At 32.7% G+C, this 20,429-nt stretch carries 16 protein-coding genes; 8 read left to right on the forward strand and 8 right to left on the reverse strand.

Annotated features, from left to right (window positions below; translation table 11 throughout):
• Positions 1 to 32 precede the first annotated feature (32 nt).
• The 3 genes from ABD715_RS05055 to ABD715_RS05065 all read right to left on the reverse strand — a co-directional run bounded on the left by ABD715_RS05055 (position 33) and on the right by ABD715_RS05065 (position 4,957).
• Positions 33 to 2,867, reverse strand: coding sequence for a TonB-dependent receptor (locus ABD715_RS05055; protein ID WP_344787018.1), 2,835 nt, complete (start codon positions 2,865 to 2,867; stop codon positions 33 to 35).
• A gap of 75 nt (positions 2,868 to 2,942) precedes the next feature.
• The gene (locus ABD715_RS05060) at positions 2,943 to 4,262 is read right to left on the reverse strand and encodes a hypothetical protein (protein WP_344787019.1); all 1,320 of its coding nucleotides are present in this window, start codon (positions 4,260 to 4,262) and stop codon (positions 2,943 to 2,945) included.
• Between the two features lie 302 nt (positions 4,263 to 4,564).
• Positions 4,565 to 4,957 carry a carboxypeptidase-like regulatory domain-containing protein gene (locus ABD715_RS05065; protein WP_344787021.1) on the reverse strand — a complete coding sequence of 131 codons (393 nt, stop codon included), beginning with the start codon at positions 4,955 to 4,957 and terminating at the stop codon, positions 4,565 to 4,567.
• A gap of 253 nt (positions 4,958 to 5,210) precedes the next feature.
• Between ABD715_RS05065 and ABD715_RS05070 the strand changes: the two genes are divergently transcribed.
• The 7 genes from ABD715_RS05070 to ABD715_RS05100 all read left to right on the forward strand — a co-directional run bounded on the left by ABD715_RS05070 (position 5,211) and on the right by ABD715_RS05100 (position 12,694).
• The gene (locus ABD715_RS05070) at positions 5,211 to 5,492 is read left to right on the forward strand and encodes a hypothetical protein (RefSeq protein ID WP_344787022.1); all 282 of its coding nucleotides are present in this window, start codon (positions 5,211 to 5,213) and stop codon (positions 5,490 to 5,492) included.
• Between the two features lie 90 nt (positions 5,493 to 5,582).
• Positions 5,583 to 7,160, forward strand: a complete 1,578-nt coding sequence (locus ABD715_RS05075; RefSeq protein ID WP_344787023.1) for a SulP family inorganic anion transporter — start codon at positions 5,583 to 5,585, stop codon at positions 7,158 to 7,160.
• A gap of 12 nt (positions 7,161 to 7,172) precedes the next feature.
• Positions 7,173 to 7,964 carry a universal stress protein gene (locus tag ABD715_RS05080; RefSeq protein WP_344787024.1) on the forward strand — a complete coding sequence of 264 codons (792 nt, stop codon included), beginning with the start codon at positions 7,173 to 7,175 and terminating at the stop codon, positions 7,962 to 7,964.
• A 28-nt stretch (positions 7,965 to 7,992) separates the two neighbouring features.
• Positions 7,993 to 8,619, forward strand: coding sequence for a carbonic anhydrase family protein (locus ABD715_RS05085; RefSeq protein ID WP_344787025.1), 627 nt, complete (start codon positions 7,993 to 7,995; stop codon positions 8,617 to 8,619).
• Positions 8,620 to 8,623: 4 nt separating this feature from the next.
• Positions 8,624 to 9,292, forward strand: coding sequence for a DUF2490 domain-containing protein (locus ABD715_RS05090; RefSeq protein WP_344787026.1), 669 nt, complete (start codon positions 8,624 to 8,626; stop codon positions 9,290 to 9,292).
• Between the two features lie 101 nt (positions 9,293 to 9,393).
• Positions 9,394 to 11,259 (forward strand): SulP family inorganic anion transporter, encoded by a 1,866-nt coding sequence (locus ABD715_RS05095; protein ID WP_344787027.1) that lies wholly within the window; start codon positions 9,394 to 9,396, stop codon positions 11,257 to 11,259.
• 94 nt (positions 11,260 to 11,353) lie between these two features.
• Positions 11,354 to 12,694 (forward strand): deoxyguanosinetriphosphate triphosphohydrolase, encoded by a 1,341-nt coding sequence (locus tag ABD715_RS05100; RefSeq protein WP_344787028.1) that lies wholly within the window; start codon positions 11,354 to 11,356, stop codon positions 12,692 to 12,694.
• Positions 12,695 to 12,851: 157 nt separating this feature from the next.
• Here ABD715_RS05100 and ABD715_RS05105 read toward each other — a convergent pair whose 3' ends face one another.
• A complete protein-coding gene (locus ABD715_RS05105) occupies positions 12,852 to 13,247 on the reverse strand; it encodes a hypothetical protein (RefSeq protein ID WP_344787029.1) in 396 nt (131 codons plus the stop codon).
• Positions 13,248 to 13,366: 119 nt separating this feature from the next.
• On the opposite strand from ABD715_RS05105, the gene ABD715_RS05110 reads away from it, so the two are divergent.
• Positions 13,367 to 14,086, forward strand: coding sequence for a hypothetical protein (locus tag ABD715_RS05110; protein WP_344787030.1), 720 nt, complete (start codon positions 13,367 to 13,369; stop codon positions 14,084 to 14,086).
• Between the two features lie 14 nt (positions 14,087 to 14,100).
• Here ABD715_RS05110 and ABD715_RS05115 read toward each other — a convergent pair whose 3' ends face one another.
• The 4 genes from ABD715_RS05115 to ABD715_RS05130 are packed head-to-tail and all read right to left on the reverse strand — an operon-like array spanning position 14,101 to position 20,428.
• Positions 14,101 to 14,700, reverse strand: coding sequence for a TetR/AcrR family transcriptional regulator (locus ABD715_RS05115; protein ID WP_344787032.1), 600 nt, complete (start codon positions 14,698 to 14,700; stop codon positions 14,101 to 14,103).
• A gap of 14 nt (positions 14,701 to 14,714) precedes the next feature.
• Entirely contained in the window at positions 14,715 to 16,133 is a 1,419-nt protein-coding gene (locus tag ABD715_RS05120) for an efflux transporter outer membrane subunit (protein WP_344787033.1), read from the reverse strand.
• Between the two features lie 4 nt (positions 16,134 to 16,137).
• Entirely contained in the window at positions 16,138 to 19,275 is a 3,138-nt protein-coding gene (locus tag ABD715_RS05125) for an efflux RND transporter permease subunit (RefSeq protein WP_344787034.1), read from the reverse strand.
• A 22-nt stretch (positions 19,276 to 19,297) separates the two neighbouring features.
• Positions 19,298 to 20,428, reverse strand: a complete 1,131-nt coding sequence (locus ABD715_RS05130) for an efflux RND transporter periplasmic adaptor subunit (protein WP_344787035.1) — start codon at positions 20,426 to 20,428, stop codon at positions 19,298 to 19,300.
• Between the last annotated feature and the right edge of the window lies 1 nt (position 20,429).

Raw genomic sequence — 20,429 nt, forward strand, 5'->3', positions numbered from 1 at the left:
TTTATAAATACAGTATTATGTATTTTAATAATTTAAAATTTATAAGAATACCCTATTGACACCTCTGTACCAGGCTGTCTTAAAGAAAACACTCTATCTTGAGCTTTGTAAGACTCATAAACACTTTCTTTTTCTGCCCCTAAAATATTATTTACTTTAAAATCTATTGATGATTTTTTATTCTCTCCAAAAGACTTGTTAAGAGTAAAGTTTAAACTTTCAAAAGGTTTTGTATAAACATCTGGAATACCTCCTAAACCAACAACTTCTAACGTTTTTCCTTGAATATTAAAAAACAATCCTGTTTGAAAACCTAAGTCAGAATCAGTATAATTTAAGCTTGTATTTACTAAGTACGGTGCTTGTCCTTGCATATCTCTATCTCTATCAATAGTTTGTCCATCTCTCGCATTAAAAACCCTAGAATCAAACTCTCCATCAGACATTGTTAATTCAGATTTCATATAAGAACCATTAAGAGTAAACTTTAATTTATCCAATCCTTCTGTAATAAAACCAAGGTTTTGTCTAAACTCAAGCTCAACTCCTAAAACATCTGCATCACCTAAATTCTCAACTGTTAATTGACTTGAAGCAGAAGCAAAGAATGCTTTTTCAATATTGTCTTTAAATTTTTTATAGAAAGCACTAACAGCAAACATTTGTCCAGAATCTCCAAATCTTTCATATCTTAAATCGAAGTTATTAATGTAAGCTGGTTTTAAATCAATATTACCTATAAATAACCTATCTGTAATAGGATCGTAAATTCTAGAAAAAGACGACTCCTTAAATGACGGACGCGCTGTTGTTCTATAATAAGATGTTCTAATATTAGCTTTATCTGTTACAGCATATATTAAGTTAGCTGATGGAAATAAATCGTGCTTATCTATTACTTTAGAACGTAAATAATCTGTAGATGTACTATTATTTCTTCCTGTGTAATAAGAGATAAAAGATTCTGCTCTAAGACCTAAAATTGTTTTAAGTTTCTCTGTTACATTAAACTCATTAGAAATATAAGTTGAGGCTATATTTTGTTCTCCTTCATAAGCATCACCTGGGTTAAATTGGTCTATAGAAACTAAATTAGTACCATTCTCATTATCTCTGCTCCAAAGGTTTTCTGGTAGTAAGAAGTTATTAGGATTACCATCTAAAACAGTTTCATTATTTTGAAACGTCCAATCGTCTATACTAAAATCTCTAAATTTATAGGTGTACCCACCTCCAAATTTAAGTTTAGCAGGTCTGCCTCCTAACTCATACTTTTTATTAAAATCGAATTTTGTAGCCCAATTTTCTTCTTGTAAAAACCTCCAAATACGAATTGGGAATGTAGCAAAAGAAGGACTAATATCAAACTCACCTTCATCTGTTTTTTGAAGCGGTGTTACCTTATGATCTTTATCATGAACTTTAGAGAATGATGGAGAAATTTTCCATTCGAAATTCCAATCGTTTTCTGCACCAAATCTGTGGTTACCATTAACTAAAATGTTTGTTATAGAACGCTCTGTATAAGTAATTGCATCTTTAGAAATTGGCTCTAGCCCAGATCCAGATCCAGAACCACCACCAGCAACTAATTGACTAAATATACCTCCTGATGATTCTCCATTTTGAATGTGAAGCAAATTAACTCTGTACTTAGATTTTTCTGTTTTAAAAGTTAAACCTACTAAACCGTTTAATAACACATTATTTGTACCTTCTCTTCCTTCAGAAATTCTATCAACCACTAATTCGTTGTTAGATTTATCTGTAGCATCAATAGAAAAAGCTCCATCTACACGATTATCGTAAAATGTAGTGCTGTTTTTGTATGAAAACAAAGCCATATAACCTAGCTTATTATCTCCAACTTCAAATTGATCACCAATAGTAAAGTTAAAATCAAAATTTGGTTTACTTGTTTCTTCTTGAGCTCTTAACTCGCTATCAAAACGACCTGTAAGAGAGTTTAAAAGGTTACGATTTTCGAATCTTCCCGGAATTTGTTGGTATCTATTTATAGGTACATTTCTTGTTCCGTCATCATAACCAAAAAAATCTGTATCACTTCCAGAACCAATAAGGTAATCATTTTTAAAGTGCATATCTGGATTAAATCCAGCACCTACAGAAAAAGAAGCTTGAAATTTTGTTGGAAAATCTTTTGTTACAATATCTACTACTCCACCTGTAAAATCGGCTGGATACTCTGCTGCTGCAGACTTTACAACTATAATATTATCTAAAATGCTAGTTGGAAAAATATCCATTTGAATGGTATTTCTATCTGGATCTAAACCAGGAATGTCCATTCCGTTTAAAGTAGATTTTGTATAACGGTCTCCTAAACCTCTAACGTAAACATATTTTCCGCCAGTAACAGAAACCCCAGGCACACTTTTTACCGCACTAGCTAAGTTACCTGCACCACTAGATTTAATGCTTTGAGCAGATAAACCATCTAAAAGAGTTACAGATTTTTTCTGAATATTTAACACAGCACTTTCTGTATTTCGCTTTACACTTGTAGTAATTACTACTTCCTCTAAAGAGTTTGTATTTAGCGTAACATCCAAATCTAATACTTGACCCGCTTTTACTACTACATCACTTATTTCTTTGGTTTCGTACCCAACAAAAGAAAACACTAATGTGTAAGTCCCAGCATCGACCTCCATTTGATATTTACCATCAAAATCTGAAGTGGTTCCTGTAGTAGTTCCTTTTAAAAGAATGTTAGCGAAAGCCATAGGCTCGTTATTATAATCTCCATCTATAACATTACCCGCAATAGTTCCTGTTTGTGCATTTAATACAAAAGCAGAGCTGAGAGTAAACAATAAGGTAAGAACTATATAAATATTTTTCATATTAAAGTTTTACTATAAAAACTGCCCACATAATTGTGAGCAGTTTATGTGTTTTAAAGATTAGTTCCTTCTTTTCTAGAAGTTTAAGCTACCTGCTGCATTAGCATAAGTCCAGCTTAATTTAGATGTATCTGCACCTACAGTATTAGCTCCTAGCTCTACAGTAGATGTCCAAGCTGCTGCATCAGCAGTAAATGTTGGGCTTTCCATGATAATATCTTCTGGCACATCGTTACTTTCATCTGTATCATCACAGTTAGAAGCACAACCTACTTTTTCAACAAAAATGCTGTTATCGAACCCTACGATTTCCCATTTTTCAAAAACAATTTCGCCAGCTAAATAGTTGTTTGTAACTGCATTGTTATCTAACTCAACATCAGAGCTAGCTTTAAAGTTATATGCATAAACATTTTTTACAGTTCCTGTAGCATTACTTCTAAAGTCTGCATACTCACCTTTAGATGTTGTTTCGTTACCAATTAAAGTTAAGTTTTGTAATGTAAAAGAACCTGTTCCAGTTCCTTCTCTACCGTCTATTTCTAAAGCGTGGTCTGAAGCATCTCCTAATACAACAACTGCATTATCAATAGTTCCAGAGTAAGCTTGATCGATATCTAAACCATCATCTCCTTGAGCCCAAACTAATAAGTTACTAGCATTAACAGATCCTCCAAAGAATTCGATACCATCATCAACGTTAGCAACAACTTCTACGTTATCAATAACAGTTCCGCTACCAACACCTCCAAGTGTTAAACCGTTAATTTCGTTCCCTTCTCCAATTAAAGCACCACCGTGACGGATAGATACATATTTAATTACCCCAGAGTTATCTGCAGTATCGTTACCACCGTATAACCCAAAAGTATCGGCAGCAGGAATTCCTTCAATTTGCACTTCGGTTAAATCTCCTTTAAAAGATCCTGGTGCATTTCCTAAAATAATTAATCCACCCCATAAACCTCTATCAGACTCACTTAAATTAGTACCTGCAGTTTCTCCAGCATCAATGTTATCATCTGAAGAAGTAAAGATAATAGGATTAGTAGCAGTTCCCTCTGCCATTAATTTAGCACCTCTAGCAACAAGTAAAGCAGAAGCTAAAGAACCTGTTCCTGGCTTACCTTTAATAATTGTTCCTGGCTCGATAGTTAAAGTAGCTCCATTGTCTACAACTACCTTTTGGTTTAATTCGTATATATTATCACTTGTCCAAGTTGTATCTTCTGTAATAGCTCCAGTAACAGCAACAACTGGTGTAGTAGAAGTAGATCCTCCTCCATTTTGTATTATAGTAATTTCTTCTACTATAATAGGTGTATCATCATCCTTAAAACATCCTGTTAAGATTAGTGTAGATGCTAATAAAGCGGTTGAAAGTAATTTTTTCATGAGATTGTTTTTTATTGTATTTTTCATATAAATTTACGCTGCAAAGAAACCACCACTTTAGAAATACAGCGTTACCTAAGCGTTAAAGAACAGTAATAAAAGTGTTAGGTTAATGTTATGTTAAAATGGTTAAATATTATTTTACATTACAATTACTTAACATTAAAAAACCCGTGTTTAAGCTCCTAAATTTACTATTAAGCCAAAAAAATTACGACACAAAAAAAGTCGACTCTCATATTTAAAGAAAGCCGACTTTTAAAAATCGTTTATATATTTAAGGTGTAATTAATACACAACTCTTATTTATGCAACGTATTTGTATCTTCTTCACTACTTAGCTCTGCCTTTGCCATAGCACTCATCATATCTTCAAAAGAAATAGTTTTTGCAGCTAAAGCAAGATCTAAATAATTTGATTTATCCAATTTTACCTCTACCCTAATCTCTTTTGTTTCATAACCAGCAAAACTATATACTAAAGTATAACTACCTGCTTTTATGTTTTTAAATTCGAAAAAACCTTTTTCATCAGATAGAGCTTCTAAACCACTTTCTTTAATTGTAACTTTAGCATAAACTAAAGGCTCATTATTAGACTCTAAATCTGTTAAAACACCACTTAAAGACGAAGTATTCTGAGCAAAGGATACTATTGACACAAGAATAAACGCTATAAATATTATTTTTTTCATTATTTGAATTAATTAGAAATGCAAATAAAGAACATACACACAACTAAATAGCTACGATAAGATTAAAGAATAAATAACAAAAAGTTACTTTAATGTTACCTAAATAACATCTACAGCATTACTTTCATAACATTAAATTAACACATGCTGTTTATAAGAATTTTAATATTTCTTTAACAAAGTTTATCTTTAGAATGCTATATTTGTATATTACTTATATAATTATATGTCAAAATCTTTTATATCAATATTTATGTCGCTACTCTTTATAGGGTTTACAGCCACACCTACGGTTGTAACCTTTATTGATGACTCTATTGATATGTCTTTTTACTATTCTTTTGCTGAAGAAGAAGAGCAAGGCTGCGAAAAGAATGGCAATAACAAGGAAAAAAACATTTTATTTCTTGAATTAAACTTTTTGGAAACTGACTTTATATCTTATGAAGCAGAAAACAACTTAGAGTATTTTTTTAAAAAATACACAACACCTCACAAAAACCTTATATCTCCACCACCAGAAGTAAACATATAGTATTTAGTTTTTCGATTCTTTAAGACAGAATCTATTTAATTAGTATTAATCGCTTTTTAGTAAATTAACTAAAAAGATATTTTTTTTTATATGTTTAAAAATATTAAGAATGACTTACCAGCGAGTATAGTCGTGTTTTTTGTTGCTCTACCTTTATGTTTAGGTATTGCTTTGGCCAGTGGCGCACCGCCTTTTGCAGGAATGATTGCAGGTATTATTGGTGGTATTGTTGTTGGTTTTTTAAGTGGTTCGCAAATTGGAGTTAGCGGACCCGCAGCTGGTTTAGCTGCTATTGTTATGACAGCGATAACTGCGTTGGGTAGTTATGAAAACTTTTTAGTTGCTGTTGTTCTTGGAGGTATTATTCAAATAGTATTTGGTGTTCTTAGATTAGGTATTATTGGTTACTATTTTCCTTCTTCTGTTATTAAAGGTATGCTAGTTGGTATTGGTATTATTATTATTTTAAAACAAATACCACACTTTTTTGGTTACGACGCAGACCCTGAAGGCGATTTTTCTTTTCTTCAATTAGACGGAAACAACACCTTTTCAGAAATAGGAAAAGCATTTAGTAACATTAGTTTAGGTGCCACTATAATAGGAGCTGTTTCTTTAATAATAATGCTATTTTGGTCTAGTGTACTTGCTAAAAAAGCAAAAATTTTCACACTTATACAAGGGCCTTTTGTTGCTGTTGTTTTGGGTGTTATTTATTACATGGCTACTAAAGGCACATCTCTAAATATATCGCCAGAGCATTTAGTAAAAGTTCCAATTCCCGATAGTTTTGATTCTTTTATGGGACAACTTAAATTCCCTGATTTTTCTGCAATCTCTAATCCAGATGTTTTAATTACTGGTTTTACAATAGCATTAGTGGCTAGTTTAGAAACGTTATTATGTGTTGAAGCAACAGATAAAATAGACCCTTTAAAGCGTGTTACACCAACTAATAAAGAATTATTTGCTCAAGGAACAGGTAATATTATATCTGGTTTAATAGGTGGCTTACCTATAACACAAGTAATTGTACGTAGTTCTGCCAATATACAATCTGGTGGACGCACAAAATTATCTGCTATAATACATGGTTTTTTACTTTTAATATCTGTTATACTTATTCCTACCATATTAAATAAAATCCCTTTTGCTGTACTAGCTTCAATTCTACTTATTGTTGGATACAAATTAGCTAATCCCGCTACATTTAAAAAAATGTTTAGTTTAGGATGGAAACAATGGGTGCCTTTTATGGTAACTATTTTAGGTATTGTATTTATAGATTTATTATATGGTATTGGATTTGGTTTAGCAGTAGGCATTGTTATTATTTTAATTAAAAGCTACCAAAACTCGCACTTCTTACATATTGAAGACAATAGTGATGGAAAACATAAAATAAAAATGAGATTTGCAGAAGAGGTTACTTTTTTTAACAAAGGTGCTATTTTAAAAGAACTAGATAGTTTACCTAGAGACACATATTTAGAAATAGATGTTAGAAAGACGAGATATCTAGATAACGATATTATAGAGATTCTAGAAGATTTTGCTTTTAAAGCCAAAGAGAAAGATATTGATATCAAATTAGTGTCTGAACGCGGTGTCGTAGAAAACCCAGATAGCATTATCGAGTTTTTTAAACTAAGACCAAAAAGCGCCTAAAATAAAATTTTTATGACAAATAATAAGTATAAAATTTTAATGCTCACAGATTTAAAGTCGTCTCCAGAACATCTTCTGGAGAACGCTTTAAATTTAGCAAAGCATGTAAATGGAGACCTTGATATTTTTCATGTAAAAAAAGCTTCGGAAGTTGTTGAAAAAGACAACCAACTAAACGCTATTCGAAGCATAAAAGACGAGCACAAAATAATAGACAAGCGTATTAAAAATTTAATATCTTCTTCATCAAACCTATGTAAAATAAATTACAGCTATAGTTTAGGCTATATTAAAGATGAGATAGAAAAACATATAAAAGAAATTAAACCAGATATAATTGTTTTAGGTAAAAGAAAAACTAAATCTTTAAACATTATTGGCGATAATATTACACGTTTTATATTAAAGAAATATAAAGGCGACATATTTATTGCTTCCAGTAATAGTGTTATAAAACAAAAGAGCGACATGTCTCTTGGTATTTTTAATAATACAGAAAAAACCTCAAACATAGCCAACGATTTAGTAGCGTGTTCTAAAAAACCGATTAAATCATTTAAAATTATAGACAGTTTACCTTCAAATAAAAAGGAAGAAAACATCAACAGTAATCCAAATATTATTGAGTATGCTTTTGAAAAACAACCCAATACATTTAAAAACATTTCTAAATACCTACTTAAAAGCAAAGTAGACCTGTTTTGTGTCAACAGAAAAAACGATACTAACACATCCTTTATAAAAAAGACCGAATTAGAACAATTGGTTAGTTCCATTAATATTCCGCTCTTTATTACAGGATAACACATTATAATAATAAAATATAGACATTATGAAAGCACATACTAAAGAGACACAATCTACAATGACACCAGAAAAGTCATTGCAATTTTTAAAAGAAGGAAACCAAAGGTTTCAAAGTAACTTAAAAGCTAACAGAAATTTACTAGAACAAGTTAACGATACTAGCGAAGGACAATTTCCTTTTGCTACCATATTAAGCTGTATAGACTCTAGAGTATCTGCAGAATTGGTTTTCGATCAAGGTTTAGGCGATATTTTTAGTGTGCGTATTGCAGGAAATTTTGTAAACGAAGATATTTTAGGCAGCATGGAGTTTGCTTGTAAATTAGCAGGAACAAAAGTAATTGTAGTATTAGGACACACAAGATGTGGTGCTATTAAAGGCGCTTGCGACGATGCTAAACTTGGTAATCTTACTGCAATGCTTGACAAAATTAAACCTGCTGTAAATGCAGTAACCTCTCCAGAAGATGCTAGTTTAAGAAACTCTAAAAACGTAGAGTTTGTAGATAACGTATCGGCAAAAAACGTACTTTTAACTATAGACAAAATTAGAGAAGATAGCCCTGTTTTAGTAGAAATGGAAGAAAAAGGAGAAATTAAAATTGTAGGCGCCATGTACGATATTCATACAGGAGCAGTAGATTTTTACTAGTAAAATGAAAAAAACACAAATATTGGTGGCATTAATCTTAGGATTAATGCTTCCAAATATTGGGACATCTCAAAACAGCGATTTTGGTAATTGGCTAATTTATATTGGTAATAAAAAACTAAATAGTAAATGGAATATTCATAACGAGGTACAATACCGAAATTATGATGCAGTTGGCGATTTAGAACAATTACTTTTAAGAACTGGATTGGGTTACACCTTTAACGACAATAAAAATAACGTCTTACTAGGATACGGATATATTTTATCTGAAAATTATATAGGAGACACAGACGATAAGGTATCTGTAAACGAGCATCGTATATTTCAGCAATTTACATCTAAACAAAACATAGGATCGGTAAAATTAAATCACCGTTACAGGTTTGAACAACGCTTTGTAGAATCTGATTTTAAAATGAGACTTCGTTACTTTTTAGGTATTAACGTACCATTAGGTAAAAAAGAAACCGTTAACAAATCATTTTATCTTTCTGGATACAACGAAATATTCTTAAACACAGAATCTTCTGTATTCGATAGAAACAGACTATACGGAGGTTTAGGATATCGTATTAACGATAAAATAAAAATTGAAGCTGGTTACATGAACCAGTTTTTCGAAACTAGCAACAGAGACCAATTTAATATTATAACTTTTGTTACTTTTTAAACATACCACTTTATGGATTGTAAAAAAACCAATACTTTTAAGTGTTGGTTTTTTTACAAATAAATATCTCCTAACTTACAATATTAATACCCTTTAGAGTTATGAAAAACATATTCTCAAATATTAAAGGCGATGCCTTTGGAGGCATAACCGCAGGAATAGTAGCCTTACCACTAGCACTAGCCTTTGGTGTATCTTCTGGATTAGGTCCAACAGCAGGGTTATATGGCGCCATATTTATTAGTTTTTTCGCTGCTCTTTTTGGAGGAACTAGCACTCAAATCTCAGGTCCTACTGCTCCTATGACAGCAGTTAGTATGGTTGCCATAGCAGGAATTATGGCTCTTAATGATGGTGATATTAATAAAGCATTACCCATTATTTTAACTGTTTTTTTACTTGCAGGCCTAATGCAAATAGGCTTAGGCATTTTGGGTATTGGCAAATACATAAGATACATTCCCTACCCCGTAGTTTCTGGTTTTATGACTGCCATTGGTGTTATAATTTTACTAACACAAATACTACCATCTTTAGGTTACTACCCAAAAGAAGACACAGCATTTGTAAACCAATTTAAACCACAAGCACAAGAAGTCATTCTAGAAAACATTTTAAAGGATGAAGCAGGAGAAGGCATTTTAGTATTAGAAAATTTTAAAGAAACCATTAACAAAGCAGAAACCATTACTGCTTCAGATATTTTAAAAGAAGCCGAAACACTAGCTAAAAAAGAAGCTTCTGGCGTTATTGGTGCTTTAAAAGTACTACCAAGAGCGGTACAAAATATTAACTGGCTAGAACTTATATTAGCCATGGGGACTGTATTTATTATTTACGGTTTTAAACGCATTACAAAAGTAATACCAAGCACATTAGTTGCTTTGGTTGTAATGTCTGGCATTGCAGTAGGTTTTAAATTAAACTATAAAACTATAGAAGAAATACCTAGCGGGTTGCCAACATCTAATTTAGAAATATTTACAAGCTTTAACCCAAGCCAAGTAACACCATATATATTTACTGCATTAACCCTGGCCTTATTAGGAGCTATAGACTCTTTACTTACTAGTGTTGTTGCAGATAATATGACAAAAACAAAACACAAACCAAATAAAGAATTAATAGGCCAAGGTATTGGTAACAGTATTGCTGCTGTTTTTGGAGGCATACCTGGCGCAGGTGCAACCATTCGTACAGTTGTAAATATTAATTCTGGTGGAAAAACAAAACTTTCTGGAATGATTGCAGGTATAATGCTTTTAATTATTATGCTTGGCCTAGGCCCTGTAGCATCAAAAATTCCCGCTGCAGTTTTAGCTGGCATCCTTATAACAGTAGGTATTGGAGTTATGGATTATAAAGGTTTAAAAGCCATACCTAGCTTACCTAAAGACATAAAAATAGGACCTTTAAAACTAAGTTCAGAAGTTTTAATTATGCTTACCGTATTACTATTATCTACCTTTTGGGATTTAATTTACGCAGTAGGTATAGGCTTAGTTATTGCCTGTTTAATGTTTATGAAAAAAATTGGAGATTTAACAGGAGAACGATCAGATTTAAAAACACTAAAAGAAGAAGCTTGGACAGACGAGTCTAACTTCCCAGAAAGTTTAAAAAACAACGTCTTTATAAAACACATAAAGGGCCCTCTGTTTTTTGGATCTACAAGCGATTTTCAGCAACTAGCATCACAAATACCAAACTCTGCACACTTAGTAATTATGCGTTTGGGGCGCATGCAATACATGGACCAATCTGGCTTATACGCCATGGAAGATATGCTACTAGATTTAAAGCAAAAAAACATACAAGTCATTTTTGTTGGTTTGTTAAAACAACCTCGATACATGATGGAACGTATTGATATTATTCCTGATTTTATTTCAGAAGAACAAATCTTTAAAAAATTCCCTGACAGTATTGTATGGGCTAGAGACTATATAAAAGAGCATACTAAATAAACCAAAAACACTTCAAGTTATAATTTATAATAAGTACCTGTAACAAATTATTTTTTAACTAAAATAAGTATATTGCAGGCACTTATTTTTTACTATGAACTGGGAACAACTACTATCTCTAAAACGTTTTGGAGACACCAATAAACGTATACGAAAAGAACAAGACGAAACACGCTTAGGTTTTGAAGTAGATTACGATCGTGTTATATTTTCTTCAGAGTTTAGGAGCCTGCAAGACAAAACTCAAGTTATTCCCTTATCTAAAACAGATTTTGTACACACTCGCCTTACGCACAGTTTAGAAGTTAGCGTAGTTGGGCGCTCTTTAGGCAGATTAGTTGGTAAAAAACTTTTAGAAAAACACCCACATTTACAAAGCGTATACGGGTATCAAGCTAACGATTTTGGAGCCATAGTAGCTGCAGCTGCTTTAGCTCACGATATTGGAAACCCTCCTTTTGGTCATTCTGGCGAAAAATCTATTGGTGAGTTTTTTAAAACAGGAGCTGGTAAGGCTTTTAAAAGCAAACTTACAGACAAAGAGTATCAAGATCTATGCGATTTTGAAGGCAATGCCAATGGTTTTAAAATTTTAACCGAAGATAGAGCTGGTCGTATTGGCGGTCTCCGTTTAAGCTACGCCACACTTGGCGCCTTTACAAAATACCCTAAAGAATCGTTACCCAAAAAGCCAACAAAACATATAGCCGATAAAAAATATGGCTTTTTTCAATCAGAAAAAGAAGCTTTTAAAGATGTTGCCAACGAGCTTGGTTTAGTTAAACGTAACGACAACCATATAAGCTACGCCAGACATCCTTTAGCTTTTTTAGTAGAAGCTGCAGACGATATTTGCTACACCATTATAGATTTTGAAGACGGTATTAACCTTGGTCTTATCCAAGAAGAATTTGCTCTAGAGTACCTCTCTAAATTAATAAGGCACAGCATTAAAACCGAAAACTACTACGCCCTTTCTACCAAGCAAGACCGAGTAAGTTATCTACGCGCTTTAGCCATTGGTACTTTAATAAACGAAGCTGTAGATATATTTATGCAACACGAAGATGCCATTTTAAGTGGCGATTTTAACTGTGCCTTGCTAGACAAAAGCAAATACGAAGCACAAATAAACGACATTATTAAAATTAGCATAGAAAACATATACCAATCTACCGAGGTTATCGATAAAGAAATTGCTGGTTATGGTGTAATAAACACCCTTTTAAGCACCTATACACAAGCTGTAAATAACTGTTTTAACAACACCGCCTCAAACTACGACAAACTTATATTAAAAGGGCTACCTAAAACAGTTAAAGCCAACGATACAAGCCTATACAACCGCTTGTCTAGTGTATGCTATTACGTTTCGTTACTCTCAGACAGTAAAGCCATTTCAGATTACAAAAAAATAAAAGGCATTAGTTTTTAATAGATTTAGTGCGTTACTTACGCTTACTCTTACAAGGCAAAAAACCTTGTAAGAAACGCTACAGTCGGGCTTTCACTACTCGCTCCCTCCTACGTCGGGGAGCTCAAACACACCGTTCTATCCCTAACGCAAAAAGCCATTTTCAAAACCAACAGTACTACTTTACCAAAACACCACGAGCTTCCATTAATGGTAAATCCTGTAACGCTTTTAAATTAATGGTATTTTTTCTAAACAAATAGGTTTTATCATACATCTTGTTACCTTCAAAAAAAGTAACCTTAAACGTATTATTTAAAGCAAACAAATCTTCTTGTAGCAATTCTATTTTTGCATAACTTTTTTTAGGCAATTTATCTAGTTTTTTTCTAAACAGCGAAGTTGTTTTTGTTTCAGAATAACCACTGGTAACAATAAGTACCGTATCTATATCAACATCCTTATCATTTATAATATAAGCGTTCCAATCTTGAGTTTTATAAATATCGTTATACTCGTTTACAACCGCAATGTAAACACCTTCAACTTTAGGGATTATTATATCTTTTTTCATTTTAAAAATAATTCTAACTAAAATGCAAAAATAAGTTTAATGTTAAAGACAAACTAAATAATTGATGCAGAATGATAAAATGGTTATTTTCGTTAAAATTGAAAAAAATCTAATAAAAAATGAAACGTCTTTCTGCCATTAAAACCATTTTAGTTTTTACCATAACTGCAATAACAACCTTATCTACACAAGCACAATCAAACTCCAAAAAAGCAACAACCATAGCCAACAATGTTGTAAAAGCTATGGGAGGAATAGAAAACTATAATAACACACACTTTATAAAATGGGATTTTGGAAAGCGTATTTTATTTTGGGACAAATGGACAGGAGATGTTAGAGTAGAAAACCCTAAAGAAAATCAGGTTATTATAGTAAACATAAATACACTTAAAGGTAAAGCTTTTGAAAACGGACAATTAATAGAAGACCCTAAAAAAACTAAAAAGCTACTTAATAAAGCTAAAAAATGGTGGATTAACGACTCGTATTGGCTAGTTATGCCATGGAAACTTCAAGATCCAGGTGTTACTTTAAAATACATAAAAACAGACAAACTTGCTAACGGTATTACAGCCGATATTTTACAACTTACTTTTCAAGATGTAGGTGTTACTCCTAATAATAAGTATTGGATTTATGTAGATCAAAAAGATCAACTTATAAAACAATGGGATTTCTTTAAAAACTTTAACGACGAGAAACCAAGTTTCTCTAAACCTTGGGATAATTACCAAAAAGCAGGTCATATTTTACTATCGTACAACAGAAGCGATTTTGGACCTAAAAATGTTGTTGTAAAACAAGAGTTTAATGCTAAATTATTTACAGAGTTATAAATAACAACCTCATCTTAAAAATCGTTAAAATAAGGGTTGCTATATTGCGATGTTGCCACACCTTTTAAATTATTTACAACCATATGTTTAAACAATTGCTGTTTGCCATATAAATCGAATAAGTTATTGGTTTTAAATAAAATATTATCTATTCTAAAAAAGTAAACTTTTACAACCAATTCTACATTAACATCGGGCCTAATATCTCCAGAGGTTTGGGCTTGAGTTAATAGGTTATAAATTATTGAGCTTGCCAACTCGTTACTAAAACCATTAAACAACTTACTCGCTTTTGGGTAATACTTTTCTAAACCAAAAATAAAAGAGGGCTTAAAGTATTTTAAATACTCAAACCCTCTCTTGTAAATTAATATAACACACAAAATAGGATCGTTACCATTGCTAGCAACAATCTTATTTATTTCTTCTTTGTAGTCGTTTAACAATGTTTCAATACTACAAGTAACTAAATCTTCTTTGTTTTTAAAATAACGATAAATTGTTTTTTTAGAAATCCCCAATGCTCTAGCCAACTCATCCAAGGTAAAGCGTTTACTTCCAAACTTGGTAAAGTTGGTTATAGAGCACTTAAGTATTTCTGCCTTCTTAATCATTACATTATTTTATACTATCTCCATCCGCCACCAAGTGCCTCATATAAATCGACTATAGCCACTAACTGTTGTAACTTGCTGTCTATAATATTTAACTCTGCATTTAAAGCACCTTCTCTAGCTGTTAACAAATCCAAGTAATTGGCATATCCGTTTTTAAGCAATTCATCAGAGTTAGACTCCGCAGCACGTAAAGCTTCCACTTCTTTCTTTCTAAATTCTATTTTCTTAGTCTCAGATTCGTAATTAAACAAGGCGTTAGATACTTCGTTTCCTGCAACCAACAAAGTCTTTTTAAACTCTAATAAAGCTTGCTCTTGCTGTGCTATAGCAACTTCTTTTTGTGTTTTTAGCTTACGCTGATTAAAAATAGGTTGCGTTAAACCACCAACTACTGTAGCAAATAATGAGTTTGCATTTATTAATTGATCTAAATCTAAACTTTGATATCCGCCAGAAGCAGTTAAGGTAAGCGATGGATATAAGCTACTTTTAGCAACATTAGTTAACTCAAAAGATTGAATTAAACCATACTCTGCAGCCATAACATCTGGTCTATTAGCAAGTAAAGCAACGGGTAAACCTAATTTTATATCTTCTTCAATTTTTTGAATATTTAAAGTGCTTCTTTCAAAATGCTGAGACGATTTACCAAGTAAAATACTAAGTGTATTCTCTGTTTTAAAAATAGCGGTTTCTATATCTACTTGCAAAGCCTTAGCACTATTGTACTGTGCTATATTTTGATCTACTGCAACCTGGGTTACACTACCCGCATCTTTTAAAGCTTTAATAGTTTCTACACTTTTTTCTCTTGTTATAATAGTTTCTTTAGTAACCTCTAGCTGCGCATCTAAAGCTAATAAATTATAATAAGTATTTACAATACTAGAAACAAGTTGTGTTTTAACCGCTTGATGTCCTGCTACACTTTGTAAATAAGCTGCTTGCGTTGCTCTTTTATTACTTCTTATTTTACCCCAAATATCGGCTTCCCAAGATAGGTTTGCAGTAACATCGTAAGTATCTAATCCGCCACTAAAAATAGAACCAAATTGGCTGTTTTCTGAAAACTCTTGACGTGTATAATTAGCCCCAACACTTAATGTTGGCATATAACCGGCTTTACCCTGTTTTACATAAGCACCAGCAGCAACTATTTGCTGTAATGCAATACGAACATCCATATTATTTTGCAGACCCTCTTCAACATATTGCTGAAGATAATGGTCTGTAAATAAATTTTTCCATGACACATCTGCAATAGAGACACTATCTGTTGGTAAATTATCTGTTCTGTATAACGCCTCGGTTTCGGCGTTTAATTCTGGTCGTGTATAATCTTGCGCCACAAAACAACTTTGTAATGTTAAAGCAACCACAAGTATTAATAAACCTTTGCTTGAATTTTTATGTTTTAAAATTGATTTCATCGTTTTATTCTTCAATAGTTTGTACTGCGGGTTTACCAGAAACTTTTTCTTGCAACCACTGAAATAGTATAAATAAAATAGGAATTACAAATACCCCTAAAATGGTACCAATAAGCATTCCTCCTGCTGCTCCAGAACCAATCGAGTTGTTTCCTTCTGCCCCAACACCTTTTGCTAATGCTAATGGCATTAACCCTAAAATAAAGGCGAAAGAGGTCATTAATATTGGACGTAAACGCGACTTAGCACCATCTACTGCTGCATCAACAATGCTTTCTCCATTTTTTCTTCTCTGCAATGCAAACTCAACAATAAGTATGGCATTTTTGGCCAATAACCCAATAAGCATAATTAATGCAATTTGGAAATAAATATTATTTTCTAAGCCTAAAAACTTTGTACTTATATAGGCTCCAAATACACCAAACGGTAAAGATAAAACCACTGCAAACGGTAGTAAGTAACTCTCGTATTGCGCACTTAATAAAAAGTAAACAAACAGTATACTTAAAATAAAGATAAAGGTTGTTTGGTTACCAGCATTTACCTCTTCACGAGTTAAACCAGAATACGCAACCGTATAATTACTTGGTAATTTAGCCACCTCTTCTTCAATTACTCTAATAGCATCACCTGTACTATACCCTTCATTTGTTGCTCCAGAAATCATAGTAGAGTTAAACAAGTTAAAACGTGTTACCGATTGCGGACCATATACTCTTTTAAGCGTTACAAATTGTGTAATTGGTGTCATTTCTCCAGAATCTGTTCTTACATACATACTGTTTAATGCACTCTCATCTGCTCTATCTTCTGGTAAAGCCTGAATATACACTCTAAATTGTTTACCAAATCTAGAGAAATCAGAAGCATAAATTCCTCCAATATAACCCTGTAATGTAGAAAATATACTCGTTACAGACACACCCTTTTCTTTTGCTAATGGCACATTAACTTCCATTTCGTATTGTGGGTAGTTTGTGCTAAAAGATGACGTTGCGTATTTAATTTCCGGATGACTCATTAAAGCCATAGAAAAATCTTTATTAGCTTGATCTAAATCTGAAAACTCGCCACCAAACTTATCTAATAAGTTAATTTCGAACCCTGCTGAGTTACCAAACCCACGAATACTTGGTGGTGAAAAGAATATAATATTGGCATCTGGAATACCTGCTGCAACACCAAATAATTTACCTGTTATGGCTTGCGCTGAAAGCGAAGGGTCTTCACGATCTTCCCAATTATCTAATTTTATAATACCAAAACCAAAGTTACTACCTGCACCACTAATTAAACTTCTACCTTTAATAAAGTTTACAGCAGTAATACCTTCTATACCCTCAATCTGGCTATATAGTTTTCTTGATACAGCGTCTGTTCTATCTAAAGATGCTCCTGGTGGCAACTCAATGTTTGCGAAAACAATACCTCTATCTTCATTAGGCACAAAACCTGTTGGTGTTGTAGAAGATGCCCAAAATATACCTACAACCGCAATAATTAATAGTAATACAGATACAAATTTTCTTTTGTATAAAAACTGAACTGATTTACCATACCTCTCAATAGTAGCATTAAATCCACGATTGAATAACGTGTAAAAACGTTGTAATGGCCCTTTTCCTTTTAATTCTTCGTCGTCTTTATGTTCTTTTAATAATAAGGCACATAATGCTGGACTTAATGTTAAGGCATTTACTGCAGAAATTAAAATGGCAATAATTAAAGTAACACCAAATTGCTCGTAAAATACTCCTGTTGGCCCCGTAATAAACGTTACCGGAATAAATACCGCTGCCATTACTAATGTAATAGAGATAATAGCTCCAGATATTTCGTTCATGGCTGTTAATGTTGCCTTTTTAGGGTTATGCTCCCCTTCGTCCATCTTAGCATGCACTGCCTCTACAACTACAATGGCATCATCTACCACAATACCAATAGCCAATACTAATGCAAATAGCGTTAATAAGTTAATTGAGTATCCAAATACATTCAAGAAAAAGAAGGTACCAATAATGGAAACAGGTACTGCTATTGCAGGAATTAATGTAGATCTAAAATCTTGTAAAAAGATAAATACTACTAAGAATACCAACAAAAAGGCTTCTAATAAAGTACTAACCACTTTTTCGATAGACGCGTTTAAGAACAAACTTGTATCGTAAGGTACAAAAACATCTAAACCCTCTGGAAGATCTGCTTTTACTTGCTCTAACGTTACTTTAATATTTTCTATAATCTCTTGCGCATTCGATCCTTTTGTTTGAAAAATCCCCATAAAAACAGCAGGATTACCCATACTCATGGCATTAGAGGCGTAAGATTGTGCATCCAACTCAATAGTAGCTACATCTTTTAAACGTAAAAACTCTCCGTTTCCTAAAGCTTTAATTACAATATCGCTGTACTGCGCTTCTTCTTTAAAACGCCCGCTATATGTAAGCGTATAAGAGAAAGATTCACCGTTATTTTGCCCTAAAGAACCTGCAGCAGCTTCTAAGTTTTGCTCTGCTAAAACAGCAGTAATATCTGAAGGCATTAAGTTATAAGATGCTAGTTTTTCTGGATTTAACCATATACGCATTGCATAATCTTGTTGCGAAAACACACTAACATCACCAACACCGCTAATACGTTGCATCGCTGGAATAACGTTAATTTTTAAGTAATTCTGAATAAAAGTAGCATCGTAATTCTCACTCTCAGAATACATCGAGATAAACATTAATGCACTTGTTTCTTGTTTTTGAGTAATAATACCCGTTTGAGTTACCTCTTGCGGTAATAACGGTGTTGCTCTTGCTACACGGTTTTGTACGTTTACCGCTGCAATATCTGCATCAATTTCTTGATCGAAATATACCGTAATTTCTGCTGCACCGGTGTTAGATGCTGTAGAGGTAATATACGTCATTCCTTCTACACCATTAATTTGTTCTTCAATAGGTATAATTACACTTTCCAAAACAGTTTCTGCATTGGCTCCTGTATAGTTTGCTGTTACCTTAATGGTTGGAGGTGCAATATCTGGGTATTCCTCTATAGGTAAGGTAGATATACTAATAACTCCTAGTAAAACTATGATAATAGAAATTACTGTCGAAAGCACGGGTCTTTCAATAAATGTTTTTAACATGACTAATATGTATTTTGTTTATTTAATTTCTAAATAAGGTTGCAACCGGAGTAATGGCCTCTTCAAAAGATGTTTCTTGAGGTGTAATAACCATTCCGTTTCTTAATTTACCTACTCCAGAAATTACAATTTTGTCTTTTAAGTCTACACCAGATTCTACAACATATAAATTATCAACTGTACCTTTAACTTTTACAATAGAAGTTCCTACTTTATTGTCTTCTCCAAGTTTAAAAATCATGATATTACCTTGTTGCTCGAAAGTTGCTGTTTGCGGAATAACAATGGCGTCTTTATACTCGGTTGGAATTCTTATTTTACCACTATTTCCATTAGTTAAAATTTCGTTTGGATTATTAAAAGCAGCTCTAATTTTTATAGTTCCTGTATTTTGATTGATTTGACCTGTACTCGTTTGAATACGCCCTTTTTCAGAATAAATTTTTCCGTTAGCCAACACTAAACTTAAATCTGGAGAGTTTTTAATACGCTCTGCTTTACTTTTTCCACCATTTCTCTGTAAATGATCTATATATTGTGCTTCGTTAAAACTAAAGAAAGCATAAACTTGATCGATTTCGCTAACTGTTGTTAATGGTGTTGCATCATTAGGGCTAATTAAAGCGCCTTCTCTAAAATTAATTGCACCAACATAACCATCTATTGGGCTTTTAATAGTTGCATAACCAATATTTGCAGTAACACTGCTATAGTTTGCCTTTGCTTGAGCTAAATTTGCTTTTGCTGTTTCTAATTGTACAGGGCTAATAATGTTTTTTTCTACGAGAGGAATTAATTTATCTACCTCTACTTGTGCTACATTAACCTGTGCTTTTGCTGCTCCAGCATCCTGACTTAAAGACTGTGTTTCTAACTTAAATAACACTTGTCCTTTACGTACTTTTTCGCCTTCATCTACATATACTTTTTCTATATAGCCCGATGTTTTTGCTCTTACATCACTATTTACAATACCCTCTATGGTTGTTGGATATTCTGAAAAACCTGTTACAGTTTTATGTTGTATTTGTGCCACAGGAAAAGATGCAGGTGGCGCTTCTGCTGGTTTTGCTTTTTGCTCGCTGTTGCCACAACTAACAATAACTAAGAATAAACTTAGTGTTAATACGGTATATGTTTTAATATTTCTCATT

The organism is Postechiella marina, assembly GCF_039538365.1.
Classification (GTDB): domain Bacteria; phylum Bacteroidota; class Bacteroidia; order Flavobacteriales; family Flavobacteriaceae; genus Postechiella; species Postechiella marina.